10 protein-coding genes are annotated in these 15010 nt (G+C 54.4%); 9 read left to right on the top strand and 1 reads right to left on the bottom strand.

What is annotated here, in order from left to right; translation table 11 throughout:
• Positions 1–20: 20 nt before the first annotated feature.
• Positions 21–1541, top strand: coding sequence for an FAD-dependent oxidoreductase (locus EYB31_RS33355; protein WP_131017913.1), 1521 nt, complete (start codon positions 21–23; stop codon positions 1539–1541).
• Complete coding sequence (locus EYB31_RS33350) at positions 1538–3070, top strand: alpha-L-arabinofuranosidase C-terminal domain-containing protein (RefSeq protein ID WP_131017912.1); 1533 nt, start codon at positions 1538–1540, stop codon at positions 3068–3070. Before EYB31_RS33355 ends, EYB31_RS33350 begins: the two co-directional genes overlap by 4 nt.
• Positions 3071–3077: 7 nt before the next feature.
• Here EYB31_RS33350 and EYB31_RS33345 read toward each other — a convergent pair whose 3' ends face one another.
• Positions 3078–3746 carry an HAD hydrolase-like protein gene (locus tag EYB31_RS33345; RefSeq protein WP_131017911.1) on the bottom strand — a complete coding sequence of 223 codons (669 nt, stop codon included), beginning with the start codon at positions 3744–3746 and terminating at the stop codon, positions 3078–3080.
• A 191-nt stretch (positions 3747–3937) separates the two neighbouring features.
• On the opposite strand from EYB31_RS33345, the gene EYB31_RS33340 reads away from it, so the two are divergent.
• From EYB31_RS33340 to addB, 7 genes are all read left to right on the top strand, one after another.
• Complete coding sequence (locus tag EYB31_RS33340) at positions 3938–5281, top strand: ABC transporter substrate-binding protein (protein WP_240763140.1); 1344 nt, start codon at positions 3938–3940, stop codon at positions 5279–5281.
• A gap of 363 nt (positions 5282–5644) precedes the next feature.
• On the top strand, positions 5645–6526 hold the full coding sequence (locus EYB31_RS33335; RefSeq protein ID WP_131017910.1) for a carbohydrate ABC transporter permease: 882 nt from the start codon (positions 5645–5647) through the stop codon (positions 6524–6526).
• Positions 6523–7341, top strand: coding sequence for a carbohydrate ABC transporter permease (locus EYB31_RS33330; protein ID WP_131017909.1), 819 nt, complete (start codon positions 6523–6525; stop codon positions 7339–7341). Before EYB31_RS33335 ends, EYB31_RS33330 begins: the two co-directional genes overlap by 4 nt.
• A 37-nt stretch (positions 7342–7378) precedes the next feature.
• Entirely contained in the window at positions 7379–9187 is a 1809-nt protein-coding gene (locus EYB31_RS33325) for a sensor histidine kinase (RefSeq protein ID WP_131017908.1), read from the top strand.
• On the top strand, positions 9162–10796 hold the full coding sequence (locus tag EYB31_RS33320; protein WP_131017907.1) for a response regulator: 1635 nt from the start codon (positions 9162–9164) through the stop codon (positions 10794–10796). Before EYB31_RS33325 ends, EYB31_RS33320 begins: the two co-directional genes overlap by 26 nt.
• 66 nt (positions 10797–10862) lie before the next feature.
• Complete coding sequence (locus tag EYB31_RS33315) at positions 10863–11261, top strand: YkvA family protein (RefSeq protein ID WP_131017906.1); 399 nt, start codon at positions 10863–10865, stop codon at positions 11259–11261.
• Between the two features lie 202 nt (positions 11262–11463).
• A complete protein-coding gene (gene addB / locus EYB31_RS33310; protein ID WP_131017905.1) occupies positions 11464–15009 on the top strand; it encodes a helicase-exonuclease AddAB subunit AddB in 3546 nt (1181 codons plus the stop codon).
• Position 15010 lies beyond the last annotated feature (1 nt).

Genomic DNA, 15010 nt, shown 5'->3' with positions numbered 1-15010 from the left:
GGAAACGGAGTGGAGTATACATGAAATATTTTGACGAGCCGGCACTGCATGTGCCGGTGATTGCGGAACCCGACGTGCTGGTGGTCGGTGGCGGTCCGGCGGGTATCGGTGCGGCTGTCGCCGCAGCCCGCAACGGCGCGAAAGTGCTGCTGGTGGAGCGTTACGGCTTTGTGGGAGGTAACTTGACGGTAGCGATGGTGAATCCGATGTTTACGTTTCACGATGTGAACGGGAAGCAGGTCATTCGCGGCGTCGCCGGCGAGCTGGTGGACCGCTTGGTGTCCAAAACGGTATCGCCCGGACATGTAACCGATCTGACCTTTGACAATGCCTCGATGTCGCCATTTGACCCTGAAGGGATGAAGCTTGTTTTGTTTGAGCTGCTGCAGGAGGCCGGGGTGGAACTGCTGCTCCATTCTACATTTGCGAGCGCTTATACGGATGGCAGCGGAAACGTGACGACGGTCATTGTGGAAAACAAATCCGGCCGCCAGGCGATTTGTCCCAAGCTGGTGATCGACTGCTCTGCCGATGCGGATGTGGTCGCCAGAGTTGGCGCACCGTTCATCAAAGGCCGCGAAACCGACGGCGCGATGCAGCCGGTGACACTGTTTTACCGGGTGGCGGGTGTGAACATCCCGAATCTTAAGGCGTGGATGAAACAAAATCGCCATCTGCTCAAGGATGCGCCGACCGATGAAGAGATCGATGCGCAGAACGCTTTGGCATTTCTCGGCATGAAGGAAATTATTAAAGAAGCGATGGAGCGGGGGGAGTACCCGAAAGACGCCGCACCGCGCATTCTCATGTACGAGCTGCCGCAGGAAGGCCAATTTGCGATCAACTGCACACGGCTGCAGGGCATCGACGGCACGGATGTGTTCGATCTGACGCGGGCGGAGATGGAGACAAGATACCAGGCATGGGCCGTCACAGAGTTTATGAAACGGTATATCGGAGGATTCGAGCAGGCTTATGTGCTTGATACGGGAGTGCAGGTCGGCGTGCGCGAAACACGCCATATCGTCGGCGATTATACGATGACGGAGCAAGATGTGCTCAGCAGCCGGGCGTTTCTCGACGGCATCGCCTGCGGCACGTTTGCGATCGACATTCACCCGCCTGAAGGCGAACAGCAGGTATTCACCGGCTCTGGCAAGGCGGTGTACGAAATTCCGTACCGCAGTCTGCTCCCCCAAGGCCTCGACAATCTGCTTGTTGCCGGCCGTTCTGTTTCCGCCACGCACAACGCTTTTGGTTCGGTGCGCGTCATGGCGACGGCAATGGGGATCGGTCAAGGAGCGGGTACGGCTGCGGCGCTTGCGCTCGCCGGCAATTTGACGACCCGGCAGGTGGATGTGAAGCTGGTGAGAAGCCGGCTGCTCGAGCAAGGCCAATATTTGATGACCGAAGAAGCGGAAGAGCTGGTCGATCCCGCTTTGCGCCTGACGAAAATCGACGGGTCGGGCGGAACGGCAAGCCATCATAATCCGTTTGCCGGTAAGGCAAACGACAGCAACGCGGGGAGGATTACAACATGAAAGCGCATTTGAAAATATGCCCCGAGGAACGTCTCGGCGAAGTGAATCCGTATATTTACGGCCAATATTTCGAACATTTGGGCAACTGCATATATCCTTCGGTCTGGGACGATCAATCGCCGCAAGCGGATGACATCGGGAATCGGCTTGATGTCATTCAAGCGGTTAAAGAGCTCGGTGTTCCCGTCGTCCGCTGGCCGGGAGGCTGTTATGTCGATTTGTACGATTGGCGGGACGGCGTCGGTCCAAGGGAAACCAGACCTACCCGGGTGAATTGGCACTGGGGAGGACTTGAGTCCAATAAATTCGGGACCGACGAGTTTCTGCAGTGGTGCGAGAAGGCGGGGACGGAGCCGTATGTCAATGTCAACTTGGGGACCGGCACGCTGGTCGAATCGCTGCGCTGGATCGATTACTGCAACGGAGCAGGCGAGACCGCCGATGCGCAGTGGCGCCAAGCAAACGGCCGGGCCGAGCCGTATAACGTCAAGTTGTGGGGAATCGGCAACGAAACGTGGGGCGACTGGGAGGCCGGCCGGTTAAATGCCCGCGATTATGCTCATAAGCTGGCCAACTGGGCGCAGTTTTACAAGAAATACGACTCTTCGCTGCGTTTATTGGGCGTTGGTTCCCATCATGGCAGCGATGCCGATTGGGACCAAGAGGTTATTGCTGTAGCTGGAAAATATTTGGATTATTTAACTTTCCATTTATATGGAAGCTCCGTGGACCGCGAGAGTGGAGACGAATATTATCCCGTCGTATTTACACCGGTTTATTTCGAGAAGCAGCTGCGCAAAATGGCCGAAACGATCAAAATTGCCACCGTACAAAACAAACTTCAGGTGGACCGTCCGATTCAAATCTCGATGGATGAATGGAACATCCGCCATTATGAACCGGACCCGGAGAAAACCGGGAGCTACCGCTTAAACCGCAACAGTCCGCGCAATTTGCAGGATGCGCTGTTTGCCGCCGGTATTTTTAACGCGATGATCCGGTTGGGCGACTCGGTCGGAATGGCCAACTATGTGTTCCTGGTCAACGGCAATGGGGTCATTTCGGTAGACGGGGATATGGTGATCAAAACGACGCTGTTCCATGTATTTCAGCAATACGCGGCATGGATGACGGGACAGTCGGTTGGGGTGCGGATCGATGCTCCGGCCATGATCATTCCGCCGCCGCAAATCAACAACCCGGGGATGAACGAAACGGCCGCAGCGCTTCATGAACCGACAGCTGAAACGTTTGTTGACGCTTCGGCGGTTATTCGCGAGAACGGCGAACTAAACATCGCCGTGGTGAATCGCCATAAGGAAGATGAAGCGGAGCTCGAACTGGAGCTTCCTGCCGGTTATCGGCTGACCGGCGTATGGACGCTGGCTCACGACCGCATCTATGCCGCCAATACGCCGGACGCGCCCGAACGGCTCTTGCCCGTATCGACGGCTGTAGAGGAAGCGGATGTGCGGAAGTGGGTCGTGCCGGCACATGCCGTAACGCTATTACAATGCCGGAAAATGTAATTTTCGGCTACATCTCCAGCAAATACAGCAGCTCGCGAATATCCTGAATATAAGCAAGCGGCTTAACGCCACGCGTTGTCATAACAGCCGGGTTCCCCCCATAAGCGACAAACGGGACCCCGGCTGTTTGCGCGGCTAAGCCGTCGGTCCACGAATCGCCGACAGACAGCCAGGATGACGGGGAGGTTTCCGGATAGCGGTTTAAAATCGCGGCGACCCCATCCGGTGCCGGTTTTAAAGCACGCAGCCCGTCCCGGCTGACGATCTCGGAGAAAAAAGGTTCGATGCCGGTCTCCTGCAGCGCTTTCTGCGCGGCTTTCCCCGCATTATTGGTCAGCACGGTCAGCATGATCCGCCCCTTCAGCCGTTCGAGCAGTTCCAGCACTCCTTCCTCAAGACGGGCTCCAACCATACCTTCCTCTTCAATATCCGCAATCCGCTGCCATACGGCAAACTCAACTTCCTGTGTAAACCTTTCGTGTCCGCGTATCGAATCGATCAGCGTGACTGTCGTATGCGATCCGGGCTCGCTCCCGGTTTCGAGAATTCGATGCTTGCAGAGCAGCTTGTGAACCTCGAATTTCATCCGGCCAAATTCGATCCTGGACCCGATCAGCGTATTATCCATATCAAAAATGATTCCCTCGTACCGCCGCTGCCGTTGTTTACCGCTCATTACGCAACCCTCCTTAAAGCCGATGATCTATTTTTACCGATTCGGCACAACCTGTTGAAAGTGCGTTATCAATGTTTAATTTCCGTTATTTATACAAAATATAAGATCGGTTAGTCTAAATGTATCACCGGAAAGACGGCAAAGTAAACCGCTTACCGGAGGGACAAGCATTTGAGGAGGGTCAAACCATTATGCAAAAATCAATGAAGCGTGTCGTCCATATCGGACTTACCGCTGTTGTGGCGTCCGGTCTTTTGGCGGGCTGCGGCAACAAGACAGAAACGCCCGCTCCTGCGCCGGCTGCCGGAGGCAACGGTCAGACAGCGGCCAAGCCGTTTGAAGGCAAAAAACTGACGCTTGTTACAGCGAACCATCCTTGGGGCGAAGCCATCAAACCGCTGCTGCCGCAATTTGAAGAAAAAACCGGCATTAAGGTGGAAGTGCAGAGCTTTTTCGAGGATCAGCTGACACAAAAGCTGACCGTACAATTTACGAGCGGCGCGGCCACTCCGGACGTATTTATGTACCGCCCGCTGCAAGAAGGCAAGCTGTTCTACAAAAACGGCTGGGTGCAGCCGCTTGACGATTATTCCAAAAAAGACGCCGACTACGATTTCAACGATTTTAATAAAACGGCTGTAAGCACCACGACGGTAGACGGCAAGCTGGCCGGTATTCCGATCATCACCGAGCAGGAAATTTTGTACTACCGCAAAGATTTGCTGCAAAAAGCCAACATTCCGGTGCCAAAAACATTGGACGAGCTGGTTGACGCTGTGAAAAAGCTGCACGATCCGAAAAGCGAAATGTACGGCTTTGTAGCGCGCGGCCAACGTTCTCCGCTCATCACCCAGGTGTCCAGCTTCCTGTACTCCGAAGGCGGCGACTTTATGCAAGGGGACAAGGCGACAGTTAACACGCCGGAAGCGATCAAAGCGTTTACGACTTATGCGACGCTGCTTAAGGATTACGGTCCTCCAGGGGTGCTGAACATGTCTTGGCCGCAAGCGATCGGTATTTTCGCTCAAGGCAAAGTGGCGTTTTATACCGACGCTAACTCGATTTATCAAAATGCGACCGATCCGTCCAAATCGACGGTAGCCGATAAAGTCGGATTTGCTGTATTCCCGGCCGGCAAAGCGGGCTCCAAACCTTACAACATCACTTCATGGGGTCTTTCCATGAACGCGAAAAGCGCCAACAAAGACGCTTCGTGGGAATTCATCAAATGGGCGACCAGCAAAGATGTTGTGCTTGCTACTCAACAAAAAGGCAATCCAGGCGCGCGCCAATCCGTTTGGGACAAACCGGAAGGCAGTACAGGATTCCCGGCCGAGCTGGCAACCGTCATCAAGGAATCGCAAAAAGGCGGAGTCGACCACGACCGTCCGACCGTTATCAGCGTAGGCGAAGCCCGCGATGCCGTAGGCGCGATTGTGCTGAAAGGAATCACCGGCGAAGGCGACATTAAAACCGCCGCAGAAACCGCCAACAAAGAACTTCAAGCGATTATCGACAAAGACAAAGGCAAATAAATAGCGGGATCAAGAAGTTATGGGGATGTGCCGGCTTCGTTGGGAGACGGCACATCTTATTAAGTTGTGGGGGCGGCAAGCAAGTCCGAATGCTGGGCTAGGAAGCCGGTGCGTAACTATTTTTTCAATAAACCGTGATTCCGGAAAAGGGGTGGCACTCCGCCGCTCGTGAAAACCGCGTTTCTATTGATTATACCTTGTGGTATAAACACGGTTTTCAAGGCGGACGTAAACTCTGCGTGCCATCCCTTACCCTCCATCACTTTTTGAAAAAATAGTTACGACCCCCAAAACATAACACCAAGCACCTCCGGCCTTGCCGGTCGTTGATGAGTAAGTATATAAAGGAAGGATGAATCAACAATGCCGATGAACTGGTTCGACCGCAATTTAAAATGGATATACACCTTGCCTGCGGTCATCTTTGTTCTCCTTATGATGGTGTTTCCCATTGTGTACACGGTTAGAATCAGCTTCTTCGAATGGAGTATGTCTGCGACAACGCCGCCGAAATGGGTAGGTATGGCCAATTACCTGGCGCTGCTGCAAGATCAACGATTTTGGCACGCCACCGGGGCGACATTTTATTTTACGATTCTCGCACTTGTATTTGAAACGGTGCTGGGTATAGCGATTGCGTTATTGCTGAACCGCGAATTCCGCGGCAAAAATATCGTCAAAACATTGTTCCTGCTGCCGATGGTAGCGACTCCGGTCGCTATGGGTCTTGTTTGGCTGCTCATTTACGAACCGACGATCGGCGTGGCGAACATGCTGATCAAATCAATGGGATTGTCGCCGCTGTTGTGGCTGGCTGACCCGCATCAGGTTATACCGTCCCTGGTCATCATTGACGTATGGGAATGGACGCCGCTGATTGCGCTGATCGTGATGGCCGGCCTGGCTACGCTGCCGACCGATCCGTACGAAGCCGCTGACGTGGACGGCGCCACCGCTTGGCAAAAGTTCACGAAAATTACGCTGCCGCTGCTTGCTCCGACCATCATCGTTGCGGTCATGCTGCGTCTGATCGACGTGCTGAAAACGTTCGACATCATTTATTCGACAACGCAAGGCGGTCCGAACTTCGCATCGGAAACGCTGAATCTGTACGGTTATGTCCTGGGCTTCCAGTACTTTAAGCTGGGTATGGCTTCCGCGCTGCTCGTTTTGTTCTTCCTGATCGTTATGCTCTTCACTCTGCTGCTTATCTGGATTCGAAAAAAATTGGAGGTGACGGTATGAGAAAGAACGAACGCACCAAAAATGCCCTGCTTTCTCTGCTGACCTTCGTTATTATATTTCTGTTTTCGTTTCCGTTTTTGTGGATGCTGCTCGCCTCATTTAAAACTCAGGCGCAAATCATGTCCACCAGCCAGTTTTTCATCTTTACGCCGACAGGCAAAAACTATACAAGCGTGTTTCAGCAGTACGATTTTATGCGGTTTATTGTCAACAGCTTTATCGTAGCGCTTGGCTCGACCATCGGCTCGCTGATTTTGGGGCTTCCGGCCTCATACGCGATCGCCCGCTACCATATGAACAAGATGGGGCTTACGATTCTCGTAGCGAGAATCATTCCGGGGATTACGTTCCTCATTCCCTGGTTTATCATCTTCTCCAGCGTTGGTCTTGTCGACACGTATACAGCGCTCATTTTAAGCCATATGCTGGTCGGATTGCCGTTTATCATCTGGATCATGATTTCATTTTTCGCCGGTTTGCCTACGGAAATCGAAGAAGCGGGCTTAATCGACGGCTGCACCAAAACGCAGGTGTTCCTGCGGATCATTTTGCCGATTTCCGGACCCGGCTTGATTACATCGTCGCTTTTGTCGTTTATCTTTTCGTGGAACAATTTCATGTTCTCGATTATACTTGCAGGAGACAAGACAAAAACGCTGCCGATTGCGGTATTTAACTTTATGTCGTATTCGGAAATCAACTGGGGCGCTTTAATGGCCGCGGCTTGCATCATCACCTTGCCGGTGCTGATCATTGCGCTGGTCGCTCAGCGTTATGTGGTAAGCGGTCTGGCCGCAGGTGCGGTAAAAGGCTGATTTGCATTGAAAGATTTAATAAGGCTGGAGCAAACGGATGATCGGAAAAAAGACGATTTTTACAAGAATCATCGTACTGATAGTGCTTTTGCTCACGCCGGTTCTCATTTTATACAGCTATTCGAATAAGGTCAGCGTTGACGTGGTGAAGAACGAACTTCAATCTTCCAGCCTCAATCAGCTGTCCTTTTTCCTGCGTCAATTTGATTCGACGGTTGAGCAGCTTTCGATGTTCCCGGTCATTCTCGGCGCGGACCCGTATATCCGCGATTTTGTCGATCATGGGCAAGGGACGGGCTACGATGCGCTGAAGGAACAACCCCGGATCGCCGAGCGCATCGGACTGCAAAGCGTATCCAGTGCATGGATGAACGAACTGACGTTGTATTTGCCTAAAGAGAACCGTGTCGTGTCAACCAATATTTTCAAAAGCTACCGCAAAGACGATGTAGCCTTATATGCGCCGATTCCCGGCTGGTCCTACGTGCCGCAGCAGCTCAGTCCCGAAGTGGAGGTTTCAAGCGCAAACAGCGCCAAGACGGCCGGGCAGCCGGTGCACATGCAGTTCATCCGGCAAATAGTGGAGCCTGTGGGAGCGACCGATCCGAGAAATATAACGGCGATGATTCAGGTCGGATTTCCAAGCGAGAACATATCGACGATGCTGGATCAGGTGAAAGCGGGCGGCAAGGGCGACCCGTTTTTTTACAAGCCGGGTGTGGAGCCGATTACCAACAATAGCTCCGCGACTGACATGCTCGCCGAGCTGCTGCCGATTTTGTCCAAGCAGCAGCTTGGTGCCATCGGCAATAGGGTCGCCGAACTCAAGGGCAGACAGTTTTACGTCAACTATGTGAAGTCTAGCCAATTGGACTGGTATTTAGTCGATTATGTGCCGGTGCAAAATATTTTGGCGCCGATCACCAAGACCAGCATCTTGTTTTATACGACGCTTGCGCTGCTGCTGGCGATGAGTATGCTTGCCGCTTATTTGCTGTACCGCCATGTACAGTATCCGATCCGGCGGTTGATGCATGGCGTGACCATGCTGGGACAAGGCGTTTTTTCGGCTCGGGTGAAAAATAAAGCAAACAACGAGTTTGATTATTTGTTCGACAAGTTTAACGAGATGGCGGCGCAAATTCAGGAGCTGGTGGAGCGGGTGTATGCCGAGAAGCTGCGCTTGCGGGAAGCGACGTTAAAGCAGCTGCAGGCGCAAATCAATCCGCATTTTTTGTATAACAGCTTGTTTTATGTAATCAATACCGCGATGCTCGGCGATACGGAGGCGGTGGTGGCGATGGCGCAAAATCTGGCCGAATATTACCGCTACACAACCCGCATCGAAGATCAGGCAGCGCCGCTGAAGGACGAGCTGAAGCTGGTGGACAACTACTTGACGATCCAGAATCTGCGGATGCACCGTCTGGAGTATGAAATCGACGTTCCCGAAACGATGCTCGGAATGCGCATTCCGCGCCTGCTGCTGCAGCCGATTGTGGAAAACGCGATCGTTCACGGCATTGAGAAAAAGCCGGGAGAAGGGCTGATCCGTATTTATGGCGTCGAAAACGGCGAGCGGATCGAGCTTGTGGTGGAGGACAACGGCGCAGGCATGACGGAGGAGGCGCTGCGCGAGCTGGAGCGGCGTCTTGAGGCCCCTTTGAACGGGGAAATCGGCTTTGGCGTCTGGAATGTCCACCAGCGGCTGCAGTATATGTTCGGGGAAGGCGCGGGCCTAATCATTGCCCATTCGGCTGCGGGAGGAATGAAGGTCACTTTGCGTTGGACACGAAGCAAGGAAGGAGGGGGACCCAACGATGAGCCAACTGCTGATCGTGGATGACGAAGCGCACGTGGTGGAGCGGCTGGCTATTATGGTGCCGTGGGAATCGATTGGAATAACCGAGGTGCATAAGGCGTTCTCCGCATACGAGGCGCTGGAGCTGCTGGCTTCGCGGCCGATCGATTTGGTGATCACGGATATCCGCATGCCGGGAATGGACGGTTTGGAGTTGGCCGGACACATTCAGCAGCAATGGCGTAAAACGAAATGCATCTTGCTCTCCGGGCACGCCGAATTTGAATATGCAAAAGAAGCGATTACGCGAGGCACTGCCGATTATTTGCTCAAGCCGGTTACGGATAAGGAGCTGCTCGCCGCGGTATCGCGGGTGCTGGGGGAGCTGCAGGAGGAATGGGCTGCGGTTATTTCCCGGGAGCGCATTGCGCGTACGCTTCGTGAAAACTTGCCGCAGCTCAAAGGCAACCTGCTTAATGAGCTGCTGCTGGGTAAAAGATACTCCGAGACGGGCTTGCAGGAACGGATGGTTCACCTGGAGCTTCCGGCGATTTACGGTGAAACGTTCCGGATTATGCTGCTCCGGCTGGAGGAGTCCTTCATGCAATATGATGCCCATAGCTTGGCGCTGCTGGAATATGCGATTGGCAATATGGCCGAAGAGCTGTTTGATCCGCAGTTTGCGCTGTGGCATTGCAAGGATGCCCACGACTATCTTGTGTTCGTAATCAAGCAGCAGCCCCCCGCCCGGCTGGACCTGGAAACCGCCCGCTTGCAGCTGGAACGGGCAGCCGGACAGCTGCAGGAAGCGGTAGCGGCTTATTTAAAAGGGCGAGTGACGGTGCTGCTCAGCCGCCGCGGCGTATTTCCCGGCGATTTGTCGGCATTATATGCCGAATTGCTGTCCGCGATGCGCAAACGCGTCGGCGTTGAGCAGGAGCTTTTTCTTACCGTTGCGGACGGGCCGGATGATCAAGCGGAAATACAGACGCTGGTTAGCCTGTATGAGCTGCCTACTTTGACGCAGCTGATGGAAGCCGGTAAATGGAAAGAAATTGAAGACAGGTGCGAGCGTATCTTCGGCGAACTAAGGCTCCATTGGAGCGAGTCGCAGGATCATCGGCTTGAGGTGTTTTTCGCCATCTCCTCGGCTTCATCCCATTTCGCTCATAAAAACGGCCGCCATTTAGCCGATTTGATCGGGGGCGCTTACGATAAGCTCATTCAAGGTACGGCTTATCGTTCTTTCGAGCAGCTGCAGGATTGGACACGCGAAGTGCTGCACGGATTGCGCATCGATGCGGAAGGCGAAGCAAAAGATTCGAAAGCCCAGCTTGTAAGGGAAGTGCAGGCGTTTGTAGAGAGCCGCCTGGCGGAAGATGTGTCGCTGACGGCGATTGCCGCGCATGTGTATATGCACCCGGTGTACATTTCGAAAATATATAAGCTGGAAACAGGTGAAAATATTAGCGATTACGTGTACCGGATCCGAATGGAGAAAGCGGCGCAGCTGCTGCTGAACAGCCAGTCCAAAATTTATGAAATCGCCGCGGAAATCGGTTATCAGAGGGCGCATTCGTTTATTCATGTGTTCAAGAAACATACCGGCTTGACGCCGCAGGAATATCGCGATAAATATATGCCTTCTTCATAGAAGGATGGCATGTCCAAGGCGGAAAGAACATAAAGTGAAGGTAGGAACTGTAAAGGGGCTGGAACGATGAAAACGGCGGGAGCCTTTGCCATGCTGAAAAGCAAGGCGCGCAGCATCAAGCAAAATGTATTTGTGCTTGTTTTTGCTTATAGAGACCGGAGAGTGCCTTGGTATGCCAAATGGTTTGCCGTTTGCGTCGTTGCGTATGCCTTTAGCCCGATTGACTTGATCCCCGATTTTATTCCGGTGCTTGGGTATTTGGACGATCTGATCATCGTTCCTTTGGGCATCGCCTTAGCTTTAAAAATGATTCCCGAACCGGTGCTCGCCGATTGCCGGGTGCAAGCGGAGGCGTTAAGAAAAAAAGGCAAACCGAAAAATTGGATCGCCGCCGCGCTGTTTGTCGCCGTGTGGCTGCTGCTGGCCGTATGGGCCGGAAAAATTTTGTATATGCTGATGAATTGAAAAAGCGAAATAATACGCGAATGTTTCCGCAGCCGGAAGCTTCGCGTTTTTTTGTGCCATAACCTGCCTTTTCCCGGACAATGCGCAAATATGGTAGAATAATAGAGTTGGAAGATGATCGGGTTCATGCAACCTTCTCGGTGATGAAAAACCGACTTTTGGAACTCGCATTCTTAGCGGAAAAAAGGCAGGTTTTGTACATATGGCGATACGTTTTGTAATTGGAAGAGCGGGCAGCGGCAAAACCCGGTTTTGTCTCGATGAGATCCGCGGCAAATTGAAGGCGGAGCCGGCCGGTCATCCGCTGGTTATGTTAGTGCCTGAGCAAGCGACGTTTCAGGCGGAATACGAGCTTGTCGCGACGCCGGAACTTGGCGGCATGATGAGAGCGCAGGCGCTCAGCTTCCGGCGGTTGGCTTGGCGGGTTATGCAGGAGACCGGAGGGACGGCGCGGCTGCCGATTGACGACACGGGCAAAAAGCTGCTTTTACATAAGCTGATGCTGCAGCATCAGCACGAATTAAAATGGTTTCACGCATCGGTTGACCAGCTGGGCGTGATCGATAATTTGAATCAGTTGTTTACCGAACTCAAACGTTATTGTATTACGGGAGAACGGCTTGGCGAATTCGCAAGCGGAGCCGCCGGACGGGAAACGGCCGGAACGCTGGAGGATAAACTTCACGATATCCGGCTGGTGTACGGGGCGTTTGAAACGGAGCTGTCCAAGCTGTATTTGGACGGCGAGGACTGCTTGGCGCTGCTTGCCCGGCAGCTTCCCGAATCGGAGTTTGCTGCTTCGGCCGAAGTGTGGGTCGACGGCTTTAACGGGTTTACCCCGCAGGAATTTGCCGGGCTGGAGCAGCTTATGCTGCACGCACGGGATGTGACGGTTACGTTATGCCTGGACCGGGAATACGGGGCTGGCGAGCAGCCGGACGAACTGGCGTTGTTCCACCCGACGGCGAGGACGATGGCAAAATTGCAGGAAATCGCCGATCGTCTTGGAGTGAAACGGCGGGAGACGGTTTATTTGGATTCGCCGGAGCTTGCGAGGTTCAGCCGCAGCCCTATGCTTGCTCATTTGGAGAACAGCTGGGACAAGCGGATCAGATGGCCTTTCCGTCCGGAGCCGATGCGCAGCCAAGTGGCGCTGAACGGCGCGGCGAACCGCAGAGCCGAAGCGGAGGCGGCCGCCCGTGAAATGGTGCGGCTTGTGCGCGACGAAGGATTGCGCTGGCGCGATTTGTCCGTCCGGGTCAGGAATATGGACGAATACGGCGGCCTGCTTTCCGCTGCGCTAACCGATTACGGTATCCCTCATTTTTTCGATCAGAAGCGGTCGGTGCTGCACCATCCGCTGGTGGAGCTGATTCGCTCGGCGCTGGAAGTGATTTTATACAATTGGAAATACGATGCCGTATTCCGCTGTGTGAAAACCGATTTTTTCCTGCCTTTGCCATGGGAGGAGGGCGCCCCGCGCATCACCCGCGACGACATGAACCGCTTGGAGAACGCCGTCTTGGCGTTTGGAATCCACGGTTCGCGCTGGACGGACAACGAGCCTTGGCGCCTTGCATGGCGAAGCGCGTTGGAAGAAGACGTAGATCCGGGTCTGAACGCCGCCGAAGAGCGGGAAAACCAGACGATCAACGAATGCCGCAGCCGCATCGTACGGCCGCTGCTGGCGTTTCAAAAACAGATGAAACAGGCCAAATGCGTGCGCGATCAGGTCGAAGCGCTGTACTTTTTGCTGACCGGTCTCGATGCGGCGGAGCGGCTGGAACGCTGGAGCCAGGAGGCGCTGCGTTCCGGAATGCCGGAGAAAGCCAAAGAACACGCCCAAGTGTGGGATCGTGTGATCGATATGATGGACCAACTGGTCGAGCTGATGGGCGAAGAACAGGTGGAGCTCGAATCTTTTACCAGGCTGGTGGAAACCGGATTGGAAAGCATTCGTCTGGGGCTTGTGCCGCCTTCGCTTGATCAAGTGCTTGTCGGCAGCATCGACCGGACCCGCTCCGGAGCGGTCAAGCAGCTTTTTATACTGGGAGCCGGAGACGGCGTTATGCCCGCGCGAATTAGCGAAGACGGCATTTTATCGGAAAGCGAACGCGACAAGCTGGCGGCTGCCGGACTGGGTTTGGCGGAAAACAGCAGAAGAAAACTGCTGGACGAGCAATTTCTGATTTATTGTGCGTTGTGCGCGCCGTCGGACCGGCTGTGGATCAGTTATCCGCAGGCCGATGAGGAAGGAAAATCGCTGCTGCCGTCGGACATCATCCGCCAGCTGCGCCATCTGTTCCCGGGCGTCAAAGAAACCTATGTGCCCGGGGAACCGGCTGCATCGATGGACGTCAGGGAGCAAGCGGATTTTATCGCACATCCGGGCCGCGCGCTTTCTTATTTATCCGTGCAGTTGAAACAGGCGGTACAAGGCACGGAGATCGCGGATTTGTGGTGGGACACGTACAACTGGTTTGCAGGACGTCCCGAGTGGCACGGGCGGCTGCAGCGGGTTGTCAGCGCGATGGCATATTCCAACGGCGAAACCTCGCTGTCTCCGCAAACAAGCCTGGAGTTGTATGGAGGCACGTTAAAAGCAAGCGTTTCGCGTATGGAGCGGTTTGTTGCGTGTCCGTTCTCGCAGTTTGCCTCGCATGGCCTCAGGCTGGCCGAACGCCGCGTATACCGCCTGGAAGCGCCCGATGTCGGGCAGTTGTTCCATGCGGCGCTCAGCCAATTTGCCGACCGGGTAATGCGGGAAGGGATCGATTGGGGCGCGCTGTCCGCAGAAGAATGCCGGAGCCGGGCGTCGGAAGTCGTCGATGCGCTTGCTCCGCGTTTGCAAGGCGAAATATTGCTCAGCTCCAAGCGGTATCATTACATCGCCCGCAAGCTGAAAGCGACGGTTGGTCGCGCAGCTGCGGTATTGGGCGAACATGCCAAACGCGGCGAGTTTGTGCCGGTTGGGCTGGAGCTTGGTTTCGGCCCCGGGGAACCGCTGCCGCCGATGATGTTCCGGCTGGACAACGGCGGGGAGATGGAGGTCGTCGGAAGAATCGACCGTGTCGATAAGGCGGACACGGCAAGCGGGACGCTGCTGCGGGTGATCGATTATAAATCCAGCTCGACCTCGCTTGGTTTAAGCGAGGTGTATTACGGGCTTTCGCTGCAGATGCTGACATATCTGGATGTCGTGCTGACATATGCCGACCGGTGGATTGGGACAAAAGCCGAGCCGGCGGGAGTGCTTTATTTTCACGTACATAATCCGATCGTAACGCGTAAAAACGCTCCTGCTGCGGATGAAATCGAGAAGGAGCTGGCCAAACGCTACAAAATGAAGGGGCTCGTATTGGCCGATGAAGAAGCCGTGCTGCTGATGGACGGTGAGCTTGCCGGAAAAAGCGGGCACTCCCAGCTGATTCCGGTGGCGATGAAAACGGACGGCAGCTTTTACAAGGCATCGTCGGTGGCGACCCAGCAGCAGTGGACTACGCTGCGCAAATACGTGCGCCGAACGATCCGCCGCATCGGCAGCGAAATTACGTCCGGACGTGTCGATATCGCGCCGTACCGCATGCGAAAAAAAACCGCCTGCCAATTTTGCTCTTACAGGCCGGTATGCCAATTCGACCCGCTGCTTGAGGGCAACGGATTCGCGTCGTTTGCCCCTCTCGGCAAAGATTTCGCTTGGCAGCTGCTGGAACGCGAAGCCCAGAAGGAAGGAGAGGATCGCGAGTGAT

It is taken from the genome of Paenibacillus thalictri, assembly GCF_004307995.1.
Taxonomy (GTDB): Bacteria; Bacillota; Bacilli; order Paenibacillales; family NBRC-103111; genus Paenibacillus_AF; species Paenibacillus_AF thalictri.
This window is presented reverse-complemented; position numbering and strand designations above follow the sequence as displayed.

Coding starts and splice junctions, on each gene's coding strand:
- EYB31_RS33355 (WP_131017913.1), top strand. CDS start 21: ATGAAATATTTTGACGAGCCGGCACTGCATGTGCCGGTGATTGCGGAA.
- EYB31_RS33350 (WP_131017912.1), top strand. CDS start 1,538: ATGAAAGCGCATTTGAAAATATGCCCCGAGGAACGTCTCGGCGAAGTG.
- EYB31_RS33345 (WP_131017911.1), bottom strand. CDS start 3,746: ATGAGCGGTAAACAACGGCAGCGGCGGTACGAGGGAATCATTTTTGAT.
- EYB31_RS33340 (WP_240763140.1), top strand. CDS start 3,938: ATGCAAAAATCAATGAAGCGTGTCGTCCATATCGGACTTACCGCTGTT.
- EYB31_RS33335 (WP_131017910.1), top strand. CDS start 5,645: ATGCCGATGAACTGGTTCGACCGCAATTTAAAATGGATATACACCTTG.
- EYB31_RS33330 (WP_131017909.1), top strand. CDS start 6,523: ATGAGAAAGAACGAACGCACCAAAAATGCCCTGCTTTCTCTGCTGACC.
- EYB31_RS33325 (WP_131017908.1), top strand. CDS start 7,379: ATGATCGGAAAAAAGACGATTTTTACAAGAATCATCGTACTGATAGTG.
- EYB31_RS33320 (WP_131017907.1), top strand. CDS start 9,162: ATGAGCCAACTGCTGATCGTGGATGACGAAGCGCACGTGGTGGAGCGG.
- EYB31_RS33315 (WP_131017906.1), top strand. CDS start 10,863: ATGAAAACGGCGGGAGCCTTTGCCATGCTGAAAAGCAAGGCGCGCAGC.
- addB (WP_131017905.1), top strand. CDS start 11,464: ATGGCGATACGTTTTGTAATTGGAAGAGCGGGCAGCGGCAAAACCCGG.